This is a genomic window from Mesorhizobium wenxiniae, assembly GCF_002284535.1.
GTDB lineage: Bacteria > Pseudomonadota > Alphaproteobacteria > Rhizobiales > Rhizobiaceae > Mesorhizobium > Mesorhizobium wenxiniae.
Window position 1 is genome coordinate 43,689 of record NZ_NPKH01000034.1, and the last position, 22,395, is coordinate 66,083.

Consider the following 22,395-nt stretch of genomic DNA (forward strand, 5'->3'; position numbering starts at 1 on the left):
TGGCGGTTTCCTGTGCTTCCGGTAAGCACTCAAACGTTACGCTCCGTTCCGGTCCTCGGAACCCACCGTTCTCAGCACGGGCTGACGCGAATCTCAGCACACCCCCGGCGCTAGCGTAAAAGAAAACCGCGTCCCAACTCGTCGTCGGGTTCGACGATGAATTCGGCCCGGCCGCAGTAGTAGGCGCGGCCGCCGACTCGGGCGATAATGGCGTCATGCAGCCCGGCTTTCGCGGTCCTCGCCACGCTGCCGAAAAAGCGCGAGCCTGCAACACTCTCGAACAGCCGCGTCTGGCCGGCGATTTCGCCCTTGGCATGCATTGCCGCCAGCCGCGCAGTGACGCCCGAGCCGGTCGGCGAACGGTCGACCTCGGCCTCGGCGAAGACGCAGATGTTTTTGGTCGGGGTATCGGAAAATGCGTCCTGTCCGTCGGTCAGGATGGTGCCGTAGAGAAAGGCAAGGTCGGCATGGTCGGGATGCGACAGCGGAAACTCGGCCTTCAGTTTCCCGGTCAGCATTGTCGCCGCATCGACGAAATCGCGCACGCGGTTCCTGCCGAATTCCAGCCCGAACTGGCGGCAATCGGCGAGCGCATAGAAGGCGCCGCCATAGGCGATGTCGAAGCCGATCGAACCGAAGCCCGGCAATTCAATCTCCTGGTCGCGGGCGAACAGAAAGGCCGGCACGCTTTCGAACGACACCGCGCCGGCCTTGCCGTCCTGCACCTCGACCGAGGCGACGACCAGCCCGCACGGCGCTTCGATATTGACTGTCGTCACCGGCTCCTGCCGCGCCACCAGCCTCTCGTCGACGGCGTAGCGGCCGAGCGCGACGATGGCGTGGCCGCACATCGTCGAATAGCCCTCATTGTGCATGAACAGCACGGCGAGGTCGGCGCCGGGCAGGTCGGGTTCCACCAGCAGCGCGCCATACATGTCGTAGTGGCCGCGCGGCTCGAACATCAGGATCTTCCTGAGATGATCGAGGTGGTCGCGCACATAGGCGCGCTTTTCCAGGATCGTGCCTGCGGGGATCTTGGGATAGCCGCCGGTGACGATCCGCAGCGGCTCGCCGCCGGTGTGCATGTCGACGACGGTGAGCGTCATGCGTGGGGTTCGGCAAACAACGCCTGCAGCTTGCCGAAAGGCATGGCGGTGCGGGTGAAGCCGAAGGTGCCGTCCTGCTGGATCTCGCGCGCCGCCGTCTCCAGCATGCCGAAGGCGAAATTGGTCAGCCAGGGCCCGAGCGAAATGCGCTTGACGCCTGCCAGGGAAAGATCGGCGATGGTGAAGCCGGGCCTCACCATGACGTTGACCGGCTTGGTCAGCGCCGAGCAGACGGTTCGCACCGTTTCGATGTCACTGATGCCCGGCGCGTAGAGCACGTCGGCGCCGGCCTTCTCGAAGGCCTGCAGCCGCTTGATCGTGTCGTCGATGTCGGGCTTGCCCCATAGAAAATTCTCAGCCCGCGCGGTGAAGACGAAATCGTGCTTCAGCGCCCGTGCCGCCTCCGCTGCGGCGGCGACGCGCTCGACGGCATGCGAAAAATCATAGATCGGCTTGTCGGGCTCGCCGGTGTGGTCCTCGATCGAGCAGCCTGCGAGGCCCGCGGCCTCGGCCGCGAAGATGGTTTCGGATGCACTTGTCGCGCTGTCGCCCTTGCCCTTTTCGAGATCGGCCGAGACCGGCAGGCCGGTCGCCGCCGCCACCTCGCGGCAGTGGTGGATCATCGCCTCGAAGGTCACCGCGCCGTCGGGCAGGCCGCGCGAAAAGGCAAAGCCGGCGCTGGTCGTCGCCAGCGCCTTGAAACCGAATGAAGCCAGCAGTTTCGTCGTGCCGACGTCCCAGGGATTGGGCATGACGAAGATCGAGCTGTGCAGGTCGCGAAAGATTTTGCCCTTTTCCATGGATGCTCCCCAGAGTGCGAAGCGCATTTTATCCCGCCACTGCCCGCCGGGCAAACGAATGCGATTGGCTCAGAAGCGATTGGCGTTCTCTCCTGCCAATTTGTCCAGTGCGTCGGACCCCTTGACGTATGCGGTCCCGTCCCAATGGTAGGTGACGGAGATGTCGCGCGAGGAAGGCTCGGGCGCCGGTTCGTCGCAGCTTTCGCCATTCGGCACGGTGGCATCGGTCACCGTCGCCTTGATGGCCGCATAGGGCTTGCCGTCCGCAATGGTCTGAAACGCCAACTCCTGCGTGCGCTTGTAGGCGCACAGTGACTCGTCGAACGTGTAGATCATGTCGATCAGTTCGAACCTGTCGTCGCGGACCAGGATCAGCGGCGTGCTCACATAGCCCTGGCTCGAATTGAAATGCGTGCTCAGGGCGATGATGGCGTCATCGCTGGGCCCGATCGGCAGCTTGCCCGGATCGCGGAAATAGGTGCTCCGGTCGACGGCGACATTGACAGCGTCGAGCAGTCTCGGCCTGCTGGCAAGATCGTAGAGCGCCAGCACCGCAAAACCCTCGGCGCTGTCGGAGGAGCTCCCGAGGTCGAACAGCATGGCCAGCCGATCCTTGCCGCCTGCCTTGATCTGGAGCACGCCAGCATCAGAAAAGCCCGACGTTACGGGCGGCGAGCCACCGCTATCCGGACCCTCGATATGGCGCATCTCGATCGGCATGCAGCCCCGATAGAAGCCGTCCTTGTCCGCCGCCAGATCGGGAATGACCATCCTGGCGAGGTCGAGATAGATCGTGTCTTTGTGGCCGGGAACGGCGCTGCCAAGGTCCGGGAAACTGACGCCTTGGGCGCCGGCCGCAGTCCACAGGCACGGCAGCAGCAAACAGGCGAGAATGAAGCGAAGCAGGATGGAATTCATATGCTGGCGCCTCCCACTGTCGAACGTTCGCAAACTAGCACGGACGACCGAGGCATCCAGCCGGATGGGAAGCCTGAAGATCAGATCGGTGGATCGGCACCAGCCCGGCAAGTTCGCGCATGTCGTCGAACAGGATGCCGCCGGCCTCGGTCAGGCCGTCGCGGTCGGAATGCGGGTCGCCGTAGTAGGAAAATACGCGCATGCCGGCGGCAATGCCGGCTAACGTCCCGGCGACGCTGTCCTCGATGACGATGCAATCGGCGGGCGCGAAGCCCATCGTGCCTGCAGCATGCAGGAACAGGTCGGGAAACGGCTTGCCCCGCGAAACCATGGTCGAGCTGAACAGCGCATGCTCGAACAGCTGCAGCAGCCCGGTCTGGCCGAGCGTGATGTGCATTTTCGAAACCCGTGCCGATGAAGCGACGCAAGTTGCGATGCCGGCAGCGTGCACGGCTTCGATGAACTCCTTGACATAGGGGACGGCTTCGACGCCATGCGCGAACAGGTCCGGCAGGCTGGCGTTCCAACGCTCGACGAAATCGGCGCCGAGGCTCACGCCGGTCGCCTCGACCTCCTTTTGCACCGATACCATGGAGCGGCCGGAGAAATTCTTACGGCAATATTCGAAGCTGGCCGGGTAGCCGGCAGTGCTGAGCCATTCGGCGAGGCGTCGATTGGCCAGGTTCTCGGTGTCGACCAGAACCCCGTCGCAATCGAAGATGACGAGTTTGGGTATTCTCATTCACTATGCTCATCAGGCCGTGCCGGTCGATCCGAAGCCGCCCGAGCCGCGCGCCGTGCCGCCGGCCAATGTGCGCTCCTCGACCGTCGCCTGCATCACGGACGCAAAGACAATCTGGGCGATCCGCATGCCGCGCGTCACTGCGAAATCTTCGTCGCCGAGATTGATCAGCAGCACCTTGACCTCGCCGCGATAGTCGCTGTCAATGGTGCCCGGCGTGTTGAGACAGGTGAGGCCATGCTTGAAGGCGAGGCCCGAGCGCGGCCGGACCTGACCTTCCACGCCCTCCGGGATCTCCAGGATCAGTCCGGTCGGCACCAGAGCGCGTTTTCCCGGCAGGATCAGCAGCGGCCGGTCGTCCGGCACCGCGGCGCGCAGATCCATGCCGGCGGCGCCCGGGCTTTCATAGGCGGGAAGCGGCAGGCCCTCGCCATGCGGCAGCCTGACGAAGCCGACGGCCGGACCGATGACGGAGGAAGTGGAGAAGGCTGCGCGCATGAGGCTGATCCTATCGCTACCAACGCCGATTCGGTCAACTCGGCGGCAATGCTATCAACGGCTTTCTTTCAGCGCAGTTCCACTTCAGCGCAGTTCTACGGGAACGACCGTCGTCTCCTTGATCTCCTCCATGACGAAGGAGGCCGAAACATCCGACAGCGCCACCTTGGCGATCAGTCGCTGATAGAGCCGGTCATACGCCTTCACGTCGGCGACGCGGGCACGCAGAACATAATCGAGGTCGCCGGACATCCGGTAGACGCCGGTGATCTCGGGAAAACCGGTGACTGCCGCCCGGAATTTTTGCAGCCAGTTCGGATCGTGATTGGAGGTCCGGATCAGGACGAACACCGAAAGGCCGAGGCCGAGCTTGTCCGCATCGACCAGCGCCACCCGGCCGGTAATCACGCCGTCTTCTTCCAGCCGCTTGACCCGGCGCCAGCAGGCGTTGCGCGACAGCGACACCCTTTCCGACAGTTGGTCGACCGACAGTGTACCGTCGCGTTGCAGCTCGGCCAGCAATCTTCGGTCGATCTCATCGATTTCCAGCGGCATGTGGGATGCTTGTCCCAATGATTGGCAAAATACAAGGATATTTTGGGACCAATGAACCAAAAGCTCGTGCCAGAATACTCAGCATCGGGGCTTTTCCCGGTAGGAGGGCACCATGACGATACGGCTTGCAAGGCTCTTTACCTCGCACCCGGCCAAGGTGGGCGAGACCTATTTCAGCCATATGGCCTTCGCGGCGTGGTTCTGCTCGCGCCTGTTCATGGCAGCCTTCGCCGCGCTCATTCACGCTTTCTTGCCGTTTCTGTTTGAGACCACGGCCAGCCGAATCGTTCGCGAGCTCTATCAGCGCACGCACAACAGAGGCACACACGCGATCAAGGAGCCTGCGGCTTTCATGGATCGCGCCTGAGGGAAGATTAAGCGATGTGCCGCTGGGCGGCCTATCTTGGCGAAGCGGTTTTCCTCGAAGACATCGTCACGGCGCCCTGCCATTCGCTTGTCGCCCAGAGTCATTGCGCCCAGGAAGCCAAGTCGCCGACCAATGGCGATGGCTTTGGCCTCGCCTGGTACGGCGACCGGCCCGAACCGGGTCTCTATCGCGACATCCTGCCGGCCTGGTCCGATCCCAATCTGAAGAGCCTGTGTCGCCAGATCAGGTCCAGCCTGTTCCTTGCCCATGTGCGCGCCTCGACCGGCGGCGCCACCAGCCGCATGAACTGTCATCCCTTCACTGCCGGCCGCTGGTCGTTCATGCACAACGGCCGGATCGGCGGCTTCGAAACAATCCGCCGCGAGCTGGAAAATTCGCTCTCTGACGCGGTCTTCGCCCAGCGCGAAGGCACCACCGATTCCGAACTCTTCTTTCTCCTGATGATCGACGAAGGGCTGTCGGGTGATGCGGAGGGCGCTCTTCTCCGCGCCACCAGCCGCGTTATGGACGCCTCGCGCCGGGCCGGCTTCGAACCGGCGCTGAGACTTACCGCCGCCTTGTCGGACGGCGAATCGCTCCATGCGGTGCGCTATGCGACCGATGCCCACGCGCCGACGCTCTACACCTCCGTCTTCGGCAATGGCGGCGGGCGATGCCTTATGTCGGAGCCTTTCGACCGTGATGGCGGCGACTGGCAGCCGATCCCGCCCTCTAGCTTCGTCACCATTGCCAAAGACGGCATGACCATTCGCCCGTTTGCGCCAGAACCGGTAAGACTGGCGCTGGCCGTGTAGATCCCTCGCTATCGCGGCAACATCGCGGGACAGTCCCCTCAGCAGACCTCGCAGCGCAATTCCGATCAAGCACCGCCTGTTCTGGAATGCTGAACTCGGCTTGAAGACGCGCCGTAGCCCGCCATTTGGTGAGGCTGGCGTCGCTAGCAAGCCGGAGCATTGGTCATGGATCTCGTCTTTTCCTCCACCAGAGAATTGGCTGCCGCAATCCGCGACCGCAAGATTTCCGCCGTGGAAGCGCTGGACGCGCATTTGGCTGAGATCGACAAGCAAAATGAGGCGGTCAACGCCGTCGTCACGCTCGACAGGGAAGGGGCTCGCGCTCGAGCGAAGAAAGCCGACGAAGCCCAGGCGCGCGGCGACGCTGTCGGGCCGCTGCACGGTGTGCCGTTCACGCTGAAGGACACGCACGAAACGGCAGGCATAAAGACCACGGTCGGCTTCCCGGCCTTTGCCGACTATGTGGCGAGAAAAGACAGCCCGGTCGTTCTCAGGTTGAAGGCGGCCGGCGGCGTGCTGGTCGGCAAGACAAATGTCGCAACGATGCTGGGCGACTGGCAGTCGAATAATCCGCTGTTTGGCCGCACCAGTAATCCCTGGGATCTATCGCGCGCCGCCGGCGGCTCCAGCGGCGGCGCCGCGGCAGCGCTCAGCACCGGCATGACACCATTCGAGATCGGCACCGACATGCAGGATTCGATCCGCCTGCCTGCGGCCTTTTGCGGCGTCTACGGCCTCAAGCCGACCGAGCACCGCGTCTCCCTGGCCGGCGCCTTTCCCGATCCCACCGGTGCGCCGCGCAGCGTGCGGCTGATGTCCTGTATCGGTCCGCTGGCCCGCAACGTCGAAGATCTGGCGCTGATCCTGGGGATCATAGCAGGGCCGGATGGCAGCGACACAGATCTTGCTCCGGTTCCGGTCGAGGACATGCCAGAGGTTGATCTCAAGACCTTGCGCATCGCTTTCGCGCCGGCCTTTCCGGGTTTTCCGGTGGCCGGCGAGATCAGGGCCGCGGTCGAAAGTCTGGCCGAGCAACTCAAGTCTGCGGGGGCAGCGGTCGAGGAAGCAAGACTGCCGACGCTCGACCTGCATGACGATCTGACGCAAGGCGGTGCGCTGATCGGCATGATGCTGGAGGCTGCGCAGCCGAAGCCGCCGGAAGAACCGACACCGGTCTCGCGCTGGTTCGAGGCGCTCACCCGCCGCGACCAGTCAATTCTTGCCTGGGACCGTTTTTTCGAAGGTTGCGATGTCTTGCTTTGCCCCGTCGCCATGACCACGGCCTTCCCGCATTGCGAGCCGGGAACACCGATCAAGGTCGATGACAGGGAGCAGAGCTACTGGATGCTGCCGGCCTACGGCGCGGTGTTCAACTACAGCGGCCACCCGGCACTGTCGATGCCCTGCGGGCAGGACCGCGACGGCCTGCCTATCGGCCTGCAACTGGTCGGCCGCCGCTGGTCGGAAGCGCGGCTGCTCGGCGTCGCCAGGGCAATAGCGCTGCTGAGCGGCGGTTTTCGCCGTCCGCGCGGCTATTGAGCAAACCGCGTCAGCCCATACGGCTCAAGCAGCGGGTCGCGCGCGTCGTCGAGGATTTCCCGGGCGGCGAACAGGCCGACGGCTGGGGCCAGTGTGATGCCGGAATGCATGACCGCGACATAAAGGCCGCTCAGGCCTTCAGCCCGTCCGATGATCGGAAAGCCGTCGATCGGCGTCGGCCGATAGCCGACGGTGTGGAAATCCAGTTCCAGCCGGTCGGCGTCGCGCAGCATGCTCTTCATCGCCGCAAACAGCTCGCGACCGGTGGCTGCGGCATCCATTCCCGGATCGGCGCCGCCGAAATCCGAGCCGGCGATGATGCGGCCCTCGGCAGTCTGGCGCATGTGCAGCCGATCGCCGATCACCAAGCCGTTGAGCAGCTTTTCGTAGGGGCGTGAATGGACGATCAGGCCGGGCGGCGTCTCGATCGGCAGTTTTAACCCAGCCGTCGCCGCAATTGCCGGAGAGCCGGCGCCCGCTGCGATCACCACCTCGTCGGCAGCGATCCGTCCGCCTGACATATCCACGCCGGTAATCCTGCCATTGGTCTGCACCAACGCGGTCACAGCCGTTCCGCCCACCACCCGCAGGCCGCGCTGCTCGGCATCCACCAGCAGCGCCTGCGTGGCCGCGACCGGCTCGGCGACGCCCTCCTCTGCCACGTGAAGGGCGAAATCGGGAAGCTTGATCAAATTGGGCTCTATCCGTGCGGCTCCCATGCGGTCGACGCGCTCGATGCCGTAGCCCCAGGCAGAATGCTCGACTGCATAGGCTTCCAACTCGGCCGGCGGCAGGTCCCAGCACAGGCCGCCGCACCATTCCAACGGAATGCCGGGCACGTCATGCGCAAGCCGCGTCCATTCGGCCATCGAACGGGTACGCAGCCGGAAATACGGCTCTGGATTGCCCCAACTGGCATTGATCCAGGAAAAGGAATTCGGCGTGGCGACGCCGCCGGCGCCGCTGTCGGCAACCACCATTACGTTCGCGCCGGCCTTCGCCAGATGCCAGGCGACAGACGCGCCGATGATGCCGGCGCCGACGACGATGACTTGCTTGGCTGCGCTCATGGATGGTCCTTTGTCGAATCGGGTCTTCTGATGTCGTTGCGGCGACCCTATCTCAAGACCGGCCATCCGCCCAAAATTGTTCGACAGGCTGCAAAAGCGCTGCTAGAAGCCCGCGCACCACATGGGATTCCATAAATTGGCTGAAGACATCACGAACGCGGTGGCGCGCCGCCGCACTTTCGCGATCATCGCGCATCCGGACGCCGGCAAAACGACGCTGACCGAAAAGCTGCTTTTGTTCGGCGGCGCCATCCAGCTTGCCGGCGAGGTGAAGGCCAAGAAGGATCGCATCCAGACCCGGTCGGACTGGATGAAGATCGAGCGCGAGCGCGGCATTTCGGTCGTCACCTCGGTGATGACCTTCGAGTATGAGGACAACGTCTTCAACCTGCTCGACACGCCCGGCCACGAGGATTTCGCCGACGATACCTATCGCACGCTGTCGGCAGTCGATGCGGCTGTCATGGTCATCGACGCCGCCAAGGGTATCGAGCCGCGCACGCTGAAACTGTTCGAGGTCTGCCGGCTGCGCGACATCCCGATCATCACCTTCGTCAACAAGATGGACCGCGAAAGCCGCGACCCGTTCGAGATCCTCGACGAGATCGAGCAGAAGCTGGCGCTGGACACCGCGCCGATCACCTGGCCGATCGGCCGCGGCAAAACCTTTTCCGGTACCTATCATCTGGCGCTGAACGCGGTACGCAAGGGCGACGCCGAGAAGGACCGCACGCCGGTCAACGGTCCCGATTCCAACCGCGTCGCCGGCCTGTTGCCGGAAAACGAGCGCGAAGGCTTTATCGAGGAGTTGGAGCTGGCGCGCGAAGCCTGCCGTCCGCTCGACATCGATTCCTTCCGCGAGGGTCATTTGACGCCGGTCTATTTCGGTTCGGCGCTGCGCAATTACGGTGTGCGCGACCTGATCGAGGCGCTTGGCGCCTACGGGCCGCCGCCGCGCGCGCAGGAGGCAGATACCCGCAAGGTCGAGGCGACCGAGGACAAGATGACCTCGTTCGTCTTCAAGATTCAGGCCAACATGGATCCCAACCACCGCGACCGCATCGCCTTCGTCCGCGTCTGCTCGGGCAAGCTCGAGCGCGGCATGAAGGCCAAGCTGGTGCGCACGGGAAAACCGATGAGCCTGTCTGCGCCGCAATTCTTCTTCGCTCGCACCCGCGTCACCGCCGACGAGGCTTTCGCCGGCGACGTCGTCGGCATCCCCAATCACGGCACGCTGCGCATCGGCGACACGCTGACCGAGGGCGAGGAGATCCTGTTTCGCGGCGTGCCGAACTTCGCGCCGGAAATCCTGCGCCGCGTTCGCCTCGGCGACGCGATGAAGGCCAAGAAGCTGAAGGAAGCGCTGCACCAGATGGCCGAGGAAGGCGTCGTGCAACTGTTCTCGCCGGAGGATGGTTCACCGGCCATCGTCGGTGTCGTCGGTGCGCTGCAGCTCGACGTGCTGAAGGAGCGGCTGAACTTCGAATACACGCTGCCCGTCGATTTCGAGATGTCGCGCTTTTCCGTGTGCCGCTGGATATCGGCTGACGACAAGGCCGAGGTGCATCGCTTTATCGAGGCGCATCGCGGCGACATTGCCCGCGATCTCGACAACGACCCGGTGTTCCTGGCCCAGCACGCCTTTTCGCTCAACTACGAGGCCGAGCGCTGGAAGGCGATCCGCTTCGCCGCGGTCAAGGATTACCAGGTCCGCGACAAGGCGGCTTGAGCTGCGTCCCTTCCCCACTGGAGAAGGGACGAGCGCGTTCGATCACCCCCTGGCCGCCTCTTCGATCTTGGCGATGTCGATTTTGGTCATCTGCATCATCGCCTGCATGACACGGCCGGCCTTTTCCGTGTCGGGGTCCTGCAGCAGCCTCGGCAACTGCTCGGGAACCACCTGCCAGGAGACGCCGAATTTGTCCTTCAGCCAGCTGCACTGGCTGGGCTCGCCACCGCCCTCGATGAGCCTGTCCCAGAAATAGTCGACCTCCTCCTGCGTCTTGCAGTCGATGGACAGCGAGACTGCCTCGGTGAACTTGAATTGCGGCCCGCCGTTGAGCGCCTGGAACTGAACGCCGTCGAGCTCGAAATAGGTTACCAGCACTTTGCCCTCACGATCGCCGCTGCCCTTGGGCCAGCGCATCACGCTCAGCACCTTCGAGTTCTTGAAGATGGAGATGTAATGGTTCATGGCCTCCTCGGCCTGGTCGTCGAACCACAGGCAGGGGGTGATCTTTTGCATTTGCTTGCTCCTCGGGCTGGTTTTTGTTGTCACTCGTAAAACGGCCGGCTGGCGATTGATGCCCGTCCGCGCCGTCTGCCCAAGGACGCTCGGGCAAAACATGATCCGACAGCACCTCTGACTTTTTTACTGCCTCGGCCGGCTTACCGTCTTGGCTCAAGATCCCGGCGCATCGCAAAACCGTGGCCAGACCAGACCGCGGCGTATATAACGCCGCTCAATTCCGGTTTTCCGCGCCTGTCCGGGCGCGGCGCAGACAGCAAGGACAGTCTATGCCCGCCTATCACTCCCGCACCACCACCCATGGCCGCAACATGGCCGGCGCCCGCGGCCTGTGGCGCGCCACCGGTATGAAGGATTCCGATTTCGGCAAGCCGATCATCGCGGTGGTCAATTCCTTCACCCAGTTCGTGCCGGGCCACGTCCATCTCAAGGATCTCGGCCAGCTGGTCGCCCGCGAGATCGAAAAGGCCGGCGGCGTCGCCAAGGAGTTCAACACCATCGCTGTCGACGACGGCATCGCCATGGGTCATGACGGCATGCTCTATTCGCTGCCGTCGCGCGAGCTCATCGCCGACTCGGTCGAGTACATGGTCAATGCCCACTGTGCCGACGCGATGGTCTGCATCTCCAATTGCGACAAGATCACGCCGGGCATGCTGATGGCGTCGCTGCGTCTCAACATCCCGACCGTCTTCGTCTCCGGCGGGCCGATGGAAGCCGGCAAGGTGGTGCTCGCCGGCAAGGCGCAGGCGCTCGATCTCGTCGATGCCATGGTCGCGGCTGCTGACGACAAGGTCTCCGACGCGGACGTCAAGACCATCGAAAGCTCGGCCTGCCCGACCTGCGGCTCCTGCTCAGGCATGTTCACCGCCAATTCGATGAACTGCCTGACCGAGGCGCTCGGGCTTTCGCTGCCCGGCAACGGCTCGACGCTGGCCACCCATGCCGACCGCAAGCGGCTGTTCGTCGAGGCCGGCCATCTGATCGTCGATCTCGCCCAGCGCTACTACGAGCAGGACGACGACACCGCGCTGCCGCGCAGCATCGCCTCGAAAGGCGCCTTCGAGAACGCCATGACGCTCGACATCGCCATGGGCGGCTCGACCAACACCGTGCTACACATCCTGGCTGCCGCGCATGAAGGCGAGATCGATTTTGATCAGGACGACATTGACGCACTGTCACGCAAGGTGCCGGTGTTATGCAAGGTTGCCCCCGCCAAGGCGGATGTGCACATGGAAGACGTCCACCGCGCCGGCGGCATCATGGCGATCCTCGGTCAGCTCGATAACGCCGGACTGATCAACCGCGACCTGCCGACCGTACATACGCGAACGCTCGGCGAAGCGCTCGACCATTGGGATATCTCGCGCACGTCAAGCCAGAATGTCCGCGACTTCTTTCTGGCGGCCCCGGGCGGCGTGCCGACGCAGGTCGCCTTCAGCCAGGATCGCCGCTGGGACGAACTCGATCTCGACCGGGAGAAGGGGGTCATCCGCTCGGCCCAACATCCTTTTTCCAAGGACGGTGGCCTTGCCGTGCTGAAGGGCAACCTTGCGCTGGACGGCTGCATCGTCAAGACCGCGGGCGTCGATGAATCGATCCTGAAATTCACCGGCCCGGCCAGGGTGTTCGAAAGCCAGGACGCCAGCGTCAAGGCGATCCTGTCCAACGAGGTCAAGGCCGGCGATGTCGTTGTTATCCGCTACGAAGGGCCACGCGGCGGCCCCGGCATGCAGGAAATGCTCTACCCGACCAGCTATTTGAAATCGAAGGGCCTCGGCAAAGCTTGCGCGCTGGTCACCGATGGCCGCTTTTCGGGCGGCACCTCCGGCCTGTCGATCGGCCATGCCTCTCCCGAGGCGGCGGAAGGCGGGCTGATCGGGCTGGTGCATGAGGGCGACACGATCGAGATCGATATCCCGAACCGCACCATCCGGCTTGCCGTCGACGATGCCGAACTGGCCGCCCGCCGCGCAGCGATGGAGGCCAAGGGAGCCGCCGCCTGGAAGCCAGAGGAAAAGCGCAAGCGCAAGGTGACGATGGCTTTGCGCGCCTATGCGTCAATGGCGACCAGTGCTGCCAAGGGTGCGGTAAGGTATGTGCCGGAATAGGTCGGCTTCTTCAAAGGGATGACGACAGATGACTTTTGATCTTATCGTCCGCGGCGGCATGCTGCCCGACGGCACGAGCGCCGATATCGGCATCATCGGCGAGACGATCGCGGCCATCGAGCCCGAGCTGAACGTTACCGCGGGCACGGCGATCGACGCGCATGGCAATCTGGTCTCGCCGCCTTTCGTCGATCCGCATTTTCACATGGACGCCACGCTCTCGCTGGGCATCCCGCGCATCAACGCGTCGGGCACACTGCTGGAAGGCATTTCGCTGTGGGGCGAACTGAAGCCGCTGTTGACGCACGAAGCGGTGCGCGAGCGCGCGCTCGCCTATTGCGACTGGGCGGTGTCCATGGGCCTGCTCGCCATCCGCACCCATGTCGATGTCTGCGATACCAGGCTGCTGGCGGTCGAAGCCCTGCTCGATGTGAAGAAGACGGTCGCGCCCTATATCGACCTGCAACTGGCCGCCTTCCCGCAGGATGGGTTTTATCGCTCGCCGACGGCGCGCGATAACACCATCCGGGCGCTCGACATGGGTGTCGACATCGTCGGCGGCATTCCACATTTCGAGCGCACCATGGCCGATGGCACGCGTTCGGTGACGGAACTTTGCGAAATCGCGGCAAAGCGCGGCCTGATGGTCGACCTGCATTGCGACGAGACCGATGATCCGCTGTCGCGACATATCGAACAACTGGCCTATGAGACGCAACGCCTCGGCCTGCAGGGCAGGGTCGCCGGCTCGCATCTCACTTCGATGCACTCGATGGACAGTTACTATGTCTCGAAGCTGTTGCCGCTGATCGCCGAGGCAGGCGTCTCGGCGATCCCCAATCCGCTGATCAACATTATGCTGCAGGGCCGCCACGACACATTCCCCAAACGCCGCGGTCTGACGCGGGTCAAGGAAATGCTTGCCCACGGCATCCGCGTCGGCTGGGGCCAGGATTGCGTGCTCGACCCCTGGTATTCGCTGGGCACCGCCGACATGCTCGACGTCGCCTTCATGGGCCTTCACGTCGCCCAGATGTCGAGCCCGGCCGACATGGCGCGCTGCTTCGACATGGTCACCAATGTCAACGCCGCCATCATGGGCCTCGACCATCTCGGCCTGGCGGTTGGCAAGCGCGCCAGTCTCGTCGTCCTCGATGCCGGCGACCCGGTCGAGGCCTTGCGCCTACGCCCCGAGCGCCTCTGCGTCATCGCCAGGGGCAAGGTGGTGGCCGAGCGGGTGAGGCAGGAAACGCGGCTTTCGATCGCCGGACGGCCGGGAACAGTGAACCGCAGGCATCGCCGCCCACTTCACGACCAATAATTGGCAGGCCCGATAAGATGTTGAGCCTGCATCAGGCCGCACACGTCGATCAGATTGATAGGTCCTGATCTTAAGTCTACAGTCAGTCTCCACTTTTATGGTGAGGAGGACACGATGTGGCACAAGACGGCGATGGTGGTCGCGTTGGCGGCGACCTGTGCAGGTTGCATGACGGCCGAAGACCGTCGTGCCGCGGACGAGGCGAAATGCCGGTCCTATGGCTTCGTCAGGAAGAATGATGCCTTCGCCGAATGTCTGCAGCGCATCGATCTGGCGCGCCGCGCTGAGCTGAGAAGTGTGTCGGTTTTCGATCCCTGGGACCGGCCGGTGATCTATCGTCCGGTCATCGTTCGGACACGGCCAAAGTAAGCCGTTCCGATCTTCCGTACAGGCCCAGCCGATTTCCAGTCGCTGGTCCGGCCGGGGTTCCCGATTTCCGCTCGTCAAAGCGGCTGCTTGCGTCTACGACGCTGCTTACCGAGCTTTCATGCGGGAGGAAGCGATATCGGCATGGCACAGCCGCCAGCCCAGAATTCGACGATCAGGAACGTGCTTTTGGCCGGCATTCTGCTGATGCTGGCCGGCGATTTCCTGTTTGCGTTGAACGATGCGATGGGCAAATGGCTGGTCGCCAGCTTTTCGGTCGGCCAGGTCATCCTGATCCGTTCCATCGGCGCTTTTTTCGTGCTCGGCCCGATGATCGCGCGTCAAGGTGCGGCCAGGCTGTTCCGCATGGAGCGCCTGGAACTGCAGGTCTTGCGCGTCGTCATGACGACCCTCGACACGGCGCTGTTCTACGCCGCCGTCGTCTATCTGCCGCTCGCCGACGTCATGAGCTTCTACATGGCCGGACCGATCTATGTGGCGGCGCTGTCGCACCTGTTGCTCGGTGAAAAGGTTGGCTGGCGCCGCTGGATGGCGATCCTGGTCGGCTTCTGCGGCGTGCTGATAATGCTCAAACCGTCCTCGGCCGCGTTTTCGCTGTCGTCGACCTTCGCGCTGGCCGGTAGCATTTCATTCGCCTTCGCCATCATACTCAACCGGTGGTTGCGCGGCACCAGCGACACCTCGTTGGTTACGTGGCAAACCATCGGCACATTGCTGGTCGGCGGGTTTCTCACCATCGGCAACTGGCAGACGCCGTCCTCGCTCGATTTCGGCGCCATGCTGCTTCTTGGCTTAGTCTCCTGCGGTGCGCATCTGATGATCACCAGGGCGCTGAAGCTGGCGCCCGCCTCGACGCTGGCGCCCCTGCATTACAGCCTGCTGCTGTGGGCCGTCATCTTCGGGCTGGCCTTCTTCGGCGACATGCCCGGGCCGCGCATCCTGATCGGCTCGGGCATTATCGTGCTGGCCGGCCTGTTCATCTTCCATCGCCAGAAGGTGGTCGACACTGTGCCGCCGGAAAACGTGCCGAAAGGCGTCAACTAATGCATGTCGCCCAAAAGTGCGCAGCGGTTTTGGGGCAACGACATGCATAAACAAAGAACTCAAAGCACACGCGTGAATTCCATCACCTGGCGTGCTTTAAGGTTCCAGATTTCCGGCGCCTAACCCACGCGCACCGCCGCCAGATGCCTTGAGAAGTCGGTCGTCTCCATCAGCGCCCTGCAGCGTGAAAAGCGACCGTCGGCATAGGCGCGGAAATCGTCGGCCGGATTGCTGTTGGCGAGCTGAATCAGCCCCCACAGCGTCCACAAGAGATCGCACATCGCCTTGTAGATGACGATGCGGCCGCGCTCCGCCGGCGTTGGCTCGCCACCGAAATAGGCGCCCATCATCTCTTCCTCCTGCGCCGTATCAAACTGTCCTTCGACGCTGAGGTCGCCGAGATCCCAAAGCGGGTCGTTCATGCCGGAATATTCCCAGTCGACGATCCACATCCTGTCGCCCGTATCGAGGAAGTTTTCGCACAGCGGATCGCAGTGGCAGGCGACAAGAGGCAGCGGATGCGCGGCAAGCGCCGAGCGCACGCTTTCCGCCTCGCGTACCACGTCGTGGTAGCCGGCGGGCAGGGCAACGGCCTTGGTCGAAAGCACCTTCAGGTAGTCGTCGATCATCGCAAACAGCTCGAAGCGGAAGGGAAACACCGCGCCGGATGTGTGCAGCCTGCGAAAGGCCTTGCCGGCGCGCGCCGGACTGCCCGGCCGGGTCTTGAATTTTTCAGGCGACATCGTCTCGGCTCCGACGACGAAACGGGTCACCATTACGCCTGTCTCGCCGTCGATATGCAGCAGCTCGGGGCTGACGCCGGCCTTGGCGGCTTCCCTCGCCGCCACCGCCTCGTTGGCGCGGTTGATATACTCCTCTGTGCCCTTGCCGGGAATCCGCAGGCAGACATCTCCAGCTCTGAAGACGAGGTTGGTGAGGCCACCAAGCCGCTCCAGCGGTCCCTCGTAGCCGGCCAGCACGGGAATGGCTGCAAGCGCCGCGCGTGCTTCCTCGTCCACCATCGCTTCCGCCCTCCTTCGCGTCTTTATATGTGGCGACGACGGTTCCACAAATTTCGCCGTTTGGCTATCATCGCCGGCATGCGATTCACTCCAGCGCCGCACGGTCCTGTCGGACGCGGAAGGACGCTGCTGCACTTTGATTTTGCGGACGGGACTGCGATGGCGGACAGGAAAAATGAAGGCGCGCTCGCCGCGGCCTATGCAGCGAAGCGGCCTGAAGAAGTGGCGGCGCTCTACGACCGCTGGTCCGACACCTACGACGCCGACATGTCGGCGGCCGGTTATCGCCATCCGACCATCTGCCTCGCCCTGCTTGCCCGCCACTTGCCGCGCGGCGCGGCACCGCTCCTCGATGCCGGTGCCGGCACCGGGCTCATCGGCGAGTGGCTGAAGATCGCGGGCTATCCGCAGGTCGAGGCGCTCGACATTTCCGAGGGCATGCTGGCCCAGGCCGCGCGCAAGGGCGTCTATTCGGCGCTTCACTGCCTGGCGCTCGGCGGCCCGCTGCCTTTCGCCGATAATGCCTATGCCGGGATCATATCGGCCGGCGTCTTCACCTCGGGCCATGTCGGCGCCGAAGGGCTCGACGAACTGATCCGCATTTGCCGGCCGGGCGGGATAATCGTGCTGACGGTCAAGAACACGCTGTGGGATGCGGGTTTTGCCGCGCGGATCGCCGACCTCGATGCGAAGGGCGTCGTCACACGTGCCGAGGAGACGTCGCCCTATGTCTCCATGCCGGGCGAGGCGGAGACCGTGCCGAGCCGCGGCCTCGTTCTGCGCGTGAACTGATCATTCTTCCATTCCCCTCGTTAAGGTTCCCGTGCGCTCGATGTCACCAAAAGTGATACTGCTGGCGAAGCCAATTTGGCCGCGGCTAGACAATTGACAGCCCGAGTTTACAAGCAACATGTTGCCCCCGAACTGGGCTTATTTCCGACTTCGCCAGCAGTATCAAAAGTGCCCAAGAGCCGACCTCCTTTACGCCTCCGGGGAAGTCAGGCGGCTTGCAGCCGTCGGTGAAGGTGCGTCAACGCCGGCGTCTGTCCGACATTTCATTGGATTATCCTCCTCAGCACTGCCTTCACAGGGCCGGGCAGGAACCTGCTCAATCGCGACCGCAGACCTCTCGACCTTCTGCGCGACACTCCGGTAATGCACGGGAGCTGCTCGATATACTCTGGCCTTTCGGGGCGATCGATCTCGGGCGATGCGTCCGTAATGGGCGAGGAGAGCAGTGGCTGACTCCGCCCTTTGATAGCAACCAGGGTGATGCGATCCCTCCAGACGACATGCCTGTCCCCTTCTGCAGCCAGCGGCCAGTTGGGATTATGATACTCGTAGGGGTTCAAGCACTCGTAGACGGACGTGAAGCCCACGTGTCGGAGTAGGTTGCAGAGCGATGCACGCGTGAAGAGGAAGGCCTTCGGGTTGTCGAGCGAGTTCCAGAGCGCTGCCAGCTTCTCCTCGGAGGTCGCATCAGTATCGTGTTCCTTGCCATACCTGCCCCAGTAGGTCTTCCCCTTCCAAGTGTACGACGCTTCGTCGCTGAGGCTGATATGGGTATCGATTATTGATATCTTTCCGCAAACCTTCGAGATTCTCTCCACGAAGTCCATGACATCCGGAGCATCCAAGTGGTAAAGGATCCCCAAACATAGAACAACATCGAAACGACCATGGCGCTCCTCGTCGAGGTTGCGCACGTCATTTAGGGCGAGTTCGAGGTTGTCCAGGGAGAGTACCTCCTTAGCGAAGTGCACCTTCTCAAGGTTCGCCTCCCGACCCTCGATGGCGAGCACGTCGGCCCCATGGAGCGCGAACTCGATCCCGTATTGCCCCTCGAGACACGCCAGGTCCAGAACGCGAAGCTTCTCCAACGGCTTCCCCGCAAGATCTGCAGCGATCTGCACGAAGCGCCTCAATCGGGCGTCCCAGTGCGGCTCATCGAACGTGTCAATTTGATCGGCCAGATGGATGGAACCTGCCGTCCAGGGGCCGAACCTTTCGATAATCTTCTGCTTTTTCTCCTCGATTTCGTTTATTTGCATATTGTGCCCTCGTCATAGAAAGACAGTCTCGAACGTGTAGAATCCAGGTGAAACGCTAGACAAGTTTCAGGAAAAGTGAATAGCGTGTTATTTCAGTAACCCTAGAGCGGTTCTCGATCTGACGTACGGACTCAAGCTCAGTGCTTATAGGCGCCGGTTTTGCCGCGCGGATCGCCGACCTCGAGACGAAGCGCGTCGTCACGCGTGCCGAGGAGACGTCGCCCTATGTCTCCATGCCGGGCGAGGCGGACACCGTGCCGAGCCGCGGCCTCGTTCTGCGCGTGAGCTGATCTAGGCTTTGATTCTTGCTCCCGCCGGATCGTAAAGCGGCTCGAGATGGATTTTTGCCGGCGTCCGCTCCATCGCCACCACCAGCTCGTAGTCGCCGGAGGTGAGGAAATCGTCGCTGACGCCATCGGCGTTGCGCACATAGCCGTAGCCGATGTTCTTGCCGACCGTGTAGCCATAGCCGCCGCTGGTCAGGTAGCCGACCGGCTCGTTATTGCGCAGGATCGTTTCGCGCCCGAGCAGCACGATCTCGCAATCTGCGACCGTGAAGCCGGCAAAGCGTTTTTTCGGTGTGCCGCCGCTGATGCTTTCCAGAGCCCGCCTGCCAAGGAAATCCGTGTTCTTTCTGAGTTTCACCGCCCAGCCGAGGCCGGCCTCCTGCGGCGTGTCATTGGGCGTGATGTCGGAGCCCCAGGCGCGGTAGCCTTTTTCCAGCCGCAGCGATTCCAGCGCCCGGTAGCCGACCGGGCGGATGCTGTGCTCCTCGCCCGCCGCCATCAGCGCGTCGAAGATTTCGCCCGCCGCCGCGATTGGCACATGCAGCTCCCAGCCGAGCTCGCCGACATAGGTGACGCGCAGCGCCCGAACTGTGTGGCCGGCGATGGAGATTTCCCGCACATGTCCGAACGGAAAAGCGGTGTTCGACACGTCCGCACCGGTCACCGCAGCCAGCACGTCGCGGGCGCGCGGCCCCATCAGCGACAGCGTGCCGAAATCCTCGGTGACATCGGTGAGCGTCACGTCGAGCTCGTTGCCGACATGGTCGCCGATCCACGAGAAGTCATGAGTCCTAAAACCGGTGCCGGTGACGACGTAGAATCGTTCTTCGCCGAGCCGAGCCACGGTCAGATCGGCCTCGATACCGCCGCGCGTGTTGAGAAGCTGCGTGTAGGTCAGCCGGCCGACCGGCTTGGCGACATCGCTGGCGCAGATCCAGTCGAGCGCCTTCAGCGCGTCGGCGCCGCTCAGTTCGAATTTGGCGAAGGACGACTGGTCGAAGATACCGACGTGCTCGCGCACGTGCCGGTGTTCGTCGCCGACCGGAGCGAACCAGTTCTGCCGGCCCATCGAATAGATGTCCTTCGGCTCGACGCCTTCCGGCGCAAACCAGTTCGGCCGCTCCCAACCGAGTTTGGAGCCGAACACGGCGCGCTGCTTTTGTAGCCGTTCATAGAGCGGCGACACGATCCGCGGCCGGCCCGTGACATACTCCTCATGCGGGAAGCCGATCGTGTAGTGCTGGCCATAGGCTTCCAGCGTGCGGTCGCGGACCCATTGCCGGTCGCGGTGCAGGTCGGAAAAGCGTCTGATATCGACCACCCACAGATCGAGTGGCGCCTCGCCGTCGACCACCCATTGCGCCAGCACCCAGCCGGCGCCGCCGCCCGCAGCGATGCCGAAGGCGTTGAAGCCGGCGCCGACGAACATGTTGGCGCATTCGGGCGTCACGCCGAGAATGAAATTGCCATCCGGCGTAAAACTCTCCGGCCCGTTGATCATCTGCTTGACGCCGACGGTTTCGAGCGCCGGAACCCGCGCGATCGCTTGGTTCATATGCTGCTCGAAATGATCATAATCGTCGTCGAACAGCCGGAACTCCCAGTCATCAGGGACATCGCCGCCGGGAAGATCGGTCGTCCAGGCTTGCGGGTTCGGCTCATAGCCGCCCATCACCAGCCCGCCGACCTCCTCCTTGAAATAAATGCGGCGGTCGGGGTCGCGGATCGTCGGCGCATCGGTCGCCAACCCGTCTATTCTTTCGGTGACGATGTACTGGTGCTTCACCGGCTGCAGCGGCACGTTGATGCCGGCAAGGGCGCCTACCTGCCGCGCCCATTGCCCGGCACAGTTCACCACCTTGCCGCAGGCGATATCGCCCTTGTTGGTCTTTACCGCGGTGATGCGGCCATCCTTCATGGCGAAGCCGGTAACGCGGACATCCTCGAACAGTCTGGCGCCATGCATGCGCGCGCCTTTGGCCAGCGATTGCGTGATGTCGGAAGGGCTTGCCTGCCCGTCGGTCGGCAGCCAGCTGGCGCCGACGAGATCGCCGGCCTCCAGCAGCGGCCACATTGTCTTGACCTCGGCCGGTGACAGCAACTGCATATCCATGCCGAAGCTTTTCGCCGTCGTCGCCAGCCTCTTATACTCGATCCAGCGGTCGGCATTGGTAGCGAGCCTGAGGCACCCGGTCATCTTCCAGCCGGTGGCCAGCCCGGTTTCGGCTTCCAGCCCCTTGTAGAGATCGACCGAATATTTGAGCACGCGGGTGATAGAGGCCGAAGACCGCAACTGGCCGACCAGCCCCGCCGCATGCCATGTGGAGCCCGAAGTCAGTTTGCCCTGTTCCAAAAGCACGACATCGGCCTTGTGGTCACGCGCCAGATGATAGGCCGTTGAACAGCCGATGATGCCGCCGCCGATGACGACGATCTCGGCGTGAGCGGGCAATGTCATGATTTCTGTCCGTATTTCGTTCGGTAGTTTTCCAGCGCGGCATCGAGCCGCGTCAGGTTTTCGTCGGTATAGGCAACGTAGTCGATGCCGGGCGCGTCGAGATAAAGTTCGGAAACCATGCTCCACATCGCCTCGCGCAGCAGCGATGCGCATTGCATGGCCGCATGCGAGCGGCGGATCGCCTCGTCCGGCTCCTTCATGAAATAGGCAGTCAGGAAGGCGAAGGACTCCTCGTCGTTCATGCTGGCGTTCGAGGCGACGCCGGCGAGGTCGAACATCGCCGTGTTGAAGCCGGCATATTCAAAGTCGATCAGCCACAGTCTATGGCCGTCGTCGAGAATATTAGCCGGCAAGAGATCGTTGTGGCCAAAGACGATCGGCAGCAGTTTCTGCGCCCGTTCGAGTTCGTCCGCTAGCGTCAGCAGCCGCGGCAACTCGCTTCGCATGCGGCTGCCGGCTTCCTCCAGCGTGCGCGCATAGTCGCGGATGACATGGAACACCCAGAACATGAAGCCGGCGCCGGAGACATGATTGGGCATCTCCCGATGGAAGCCGCGCATCAGGGCGGCGACGCGGCCGATATTGGCGCGTACGTCTTCCGCGACATAGGTCTTGGCGCCGAGAAATTCCGTCACCAAGATCCCGGGCTCGGAATGGTGGACTGCAGGCGCGAAGCCGGCGGCGTGCGCCGCGCGCGCGGTCATCACCTCGCGCTCGCGAAAGACGTGGTGGAATGGAAAGTCCTGGCCAAAGCGCACGACATGCCGCCCAGCTCCGTCCTTGACCAGATAGTTGGCGTTGCTCAGGCCGCCCGGCAGCGGCGCGATCTCGATGCTGCCGGTCCAGCAGGGCAGGGCGCGGATGCGGTCCTCGGCGGTCACAGGTTCATCCCTCGTTGGGCGGGGTTCAAGACGCCGCGGGCGAGACAAAGATGGCGGCCGGCAGGAGGGAGCAATGCGAAAATCTCGTCGGTGCGGGATGCCAGGATCGGTATCCCGCACCGCACCGACGAGCCCCTGTGCCGGGTTCTTCGACACCGGCATCCGCCCCCGC

At 63.3% G+C, this 22,395-nt stretch carries 21 protein-coding genes and 1 pseudogene; 10 read left to right on the plus strand and 12 right to left on the minus strand.

Annotated features, from left to right (window positions below):
• Positions 1-110 precede the first annotated feature (110 nt).
• The 6 genes from CIT31_RS26590 to CIT31_RS26615 all read right to left on the minus strand — a co-directional run bounded on the left by CIT31_RS26590 (position 111) and on the right by CIT31_RS26615 (position 4,619).
• A complete protein-coding gene (locus CIT31_RS26590) occupies positions 111-1,106 on the minus strand; it encodes a proline racemase family protein (protein WP_095521047.1) in 996 nt (331 codons plus the stop codon).
• Complete coding sequence (locus CIT31_RS26595; protein WP_095521048.1) at positions 1,103-1,906, minus strand: isocitrate lyase/PEP mutase family protein; 804 nt, start codon at positions 1,904-1,906, stop codon at positions 1,103-1,105. The genes CIT31_RS26590 and CIT31_RS26595 overlap by 4 nt, the downstream gene beginning before the upstream one ends.
• A 69-nt stretch (positions 1,907-1,975) precedes the next feature.
• Positions 1,976-2,824: a hypothetical protein gene (locus CIT31_RS26600; RefSeq protein WP_095521049.1), complete on the minus strand. Its 849-nt coding sequence runs from the start codon at positions 2,822-2,824 to the stop codon at positions 1,976-1,978.
• Positions 2,825-2,858: 34 nt separating this feature from the next.
• On the minus strand, positions 2,859-3,566 hold the full coding sequence (locus tag CIT31_RS26605; protein ID WP_095521050.1) for an HAD family hydrolase: 708 nt from the start codon (positions 3,564-3,566) through the stop codon (positions 2,859-2,861).
• Positions 3,567-3,578: 12 nt separating this feature from the next.
• Positions 3,579-4,064 carry a dUTP diphosphatase gene (gene dut / locus CIT31_RS26610; RefSeq protein ID WP_095521051.1) on the minus strand — a complete coding sequence of 162 codons (486 nt, stop codon included), beginning with the start codon at positions 4,062-4,064 and terminating at the stop codon, positions 3,579-3,581.
• Positions 4,065-4,148: 84 nt separating this feature from the next.
• The gene (locus CIT31_RS26615) at positions 4,149-4,619 is read right to left on the minus strand and encodes an Lrp/AsnC family transcriptional regulator (protein ID WP_065006000.1); all 471 of its coding nucleotides are present in this window, start codon (positions 4,617-4,619) and stop codon (positions 4,149-4,151) included.
• A gap of 112 nt (positions 4,620-4,731) precedes the next feature.
• Between CIT31_RS26615 and CIT31_RS26620 the strand changes: the two genes are divergently transcribed.
• The 3 genes from CIT31_RS26620 (at position 4,732) to CIT31_RS26630 (ending at position 7,340) form a co-directional block, all read left to right on the plus strand.
• Positions 4,732-4,986: a DUF6356 family protein gene (locus CIT31_RS26620; protein ID WP_165778563.1), complete on the plus strand. Its 255-nt coding sequence runs from the start codon at positions 4,732-4,734 to the stop codon at positions 4,984-4,986.
• Between the two features lie 14 nt (positions 4,987-5,000).
• The gene (locus CIT31_RS26625; RefSeq protein WP_095521052.1) at positions 5,001-5,801 is read left to right on the plus strand and encodes a class II glutamine amidotransferase; all 801 of its coding nucleotides are present in this window, start codon (positions 5,001-5,003) and stop codon (positions 5,799-5,801) included.
• A gap of 165 nt (positions 5,802-5,966) precedes the next feature.
• A complete protein-coding gene (locus tag CIT31_RS26630) occupies positions 5,967-7,340 on the plus strand; it encodes an amidase (RefSeq protein WP_095521053.1) in 1,374 nt (457 codons plus the stop codon).
• On the opposite strand, the gene CIT31_RS26635 is transcribed toward CIT31_RS26630, so the two are convergent.
• Entirely contained in the window at positions 7,334-8,410 is a 1,077-nt protein-coding gene (locus CIT31_RS26635) for an NAD(P)/FAD-dependent oxidoreductase (RefSeq protein WP_095521054.1), read from the minus strand. The genes CIT31_RS26630 and CIT31_RS26635 overlap by 7 nt on opposite strands.
• A 121-nt stretch (positions 8,411-8,531) precedes the next feature.
• On the opposite strand from CIT31_RS26635, the gene CIT31_RS26640 reads away from it, so the two are divergent.
• Positions 8,532-10,139, plus strand: coding sequence for a peptide chain release factor 3 (locus CIT31_RS26640; protein ID WP_095521055.1), 1,608 nt, complete (start codon positions 8,532-8,534; stop codon positions 10,137-10,139).
• 42 nt (positions 10,140-10,181) lie between these two features.
• Here the strand turns inward: CIT31_RS26640 and CIT31_RS26645 are convergent, their stop codons facing one another.
• Positions 10,182-10,655 carry a VOC family protein gene (locus CIT31_RS26645; protein WP_095521056.1) on the minus strand — a complete coding sequence of 158 codons (474 nt, stop codon included), beginning with the start codon at positions 10,653-10,655 and terminating at the stop codon, positions 10,182-10,184.
• A 272-nt stretch (positions 10,656-10,927) separates the two neighbouring features.
• On the opposite strand from CIT31_RS26645, the gene ilvD reads away from it, so the two are divergent.
• The 4 genes from ilvD (at position 10,928) to CIT31_RS26665 (ending at position 15,524) form a co-directional block, all read left to right on the plus strand.
• The gene (gene ilvD, locus CIT31_RS26650) at positions 10,928-12,772 is read left to right on the plus strand and encodes a dihydroxy-acid dehydratase (RefSeq protein WP_095521057.1); all 1,845 of its coding nucleotides are present in this window, start codon (positions 10,928-10,930) and stop codon (positions 12,770-12,772) included.
• 28 nt (positions 12,773-12,800) lie between these two features.
• Entirely contained in the window at positions 12,801-14,093 is a 1,293-nt protein-coding gene (locus CIT31_RS26655; protein WP_095521058.1) for an amidohydrolase family protein, read from the plus strand.
• Between the two features lie 114 nt (positions 14,094-14,207).
• Positions 14,208-14,462: a hypothetical protein gene (locus CIT31_RS26660; protein ID WP_095521059.1), complete on the plus strand. Its 255-nt coding sequence runs from the start codon at positions 14,208-14,210 to the stop codon at positions 14,460-14,462.
• 141 nt (positions 14,463-14,603) lie between these two features.
• Complete coding sequence (locus CIT31_RS26665; RefSeq protein ID WP_095521060.1) at positions 14,604-15,524, plus strand: DMT family transporter; 921 nt, start codon at positions 14,604-14,606, stop codon at positions 15,522-15,524.
• A 119-nt stretch (positions 15,525-15,643) separates the two neighbouring features.
• Here CIT31_RS26665 and CIT31_RS26670 read toward each other — a convergent pair whose 3' ends face one another.
• A complete protein-coding gene (locus tag CIT31_RS26670; RefSeq protein ID WP_095521061.1) occupies positions 15,644-16,546 on the minus strand; it encodes a phosphotransferase family protein in 903 nt (300 codons plus the stop codon).
• A gap of 159 nt (positions 16,547-16,705) precedes the next feature.
• On the opposite strand from CIT31_RS26670, the gene CIT31_RS26675 reads away from it, so the two are divergent.
• Positions 16,706-17,338, plus strand: coding sequence for a class I SAM-dependent DNA methyltransferase (locus CIT31_RS26675; protein ID WP_095521153.1), 633 nt, complete (start codon positions 16,706-16,708; stop codon positions 17,336-17,338).
• A 263-nt stretch (positions 17,339-17,601) separates the two neighbouring features.
• Here CIT31_RS26675 and CIT31_RS26680 read toward each other — a convergent pair whose 3' ends face one another.
• A complete protein-coding gene (locus tag CIT31_RS26680; RefSeq protein WP_095521062.1) occupies positions 17,602-18,597 on the minus strand; it encodes a class I SAM-dependent methyltransferase in 996 nt (331 codons plus the stop codon).
• Between the two features lie 155 nt (positions 18,598-18,752).
• Here CIT31_RS26680 and CIT31_RS26685 point away from each other — a divergent pair.
• Positions 18,753-18,887 (plus strand): annotated as a pseudogene (locus CIT31_RS26685) (class I SAM-dependent DNA methyltransferase); the annotation flags it as partial.
• A gap of 1 nt (position 18,888) precedes the next feature.
• Here CIT31_RS26685 and CIT31_RS26690 read toward each other — a convergent pair.
• Both CIT31_RS26690 and CIT31_RS26695 read right to left on the minus strand, forming a co-directional pair.
• Entirely contained in the window at positions 18,889-21,342 is a 2,454-nt protein-coding gene (locus CIT31_RS26690) for a GcvT family protein (protein ID WP_095521063.1), read from the minus strand.
• Positions 21,339-22,223 carry a phosphotransferase family protein gene (locus CIT31_RS26695; RefSeq protein WP_065005988.1) on the minus strand — a complete coding sequence of 295 codons (885 nt, stop codon included), beginning with the start codon at positions 22,221-22,223 and terminating at the stop codon, positions 21,339-21,341. Before CIT31_RS26695 ends, CIT31_RS26690 begins: the two co-directional genes overlap by 4 nt.
• Positions 22,224-22,395: the final 172 nt, after the last annotated feature.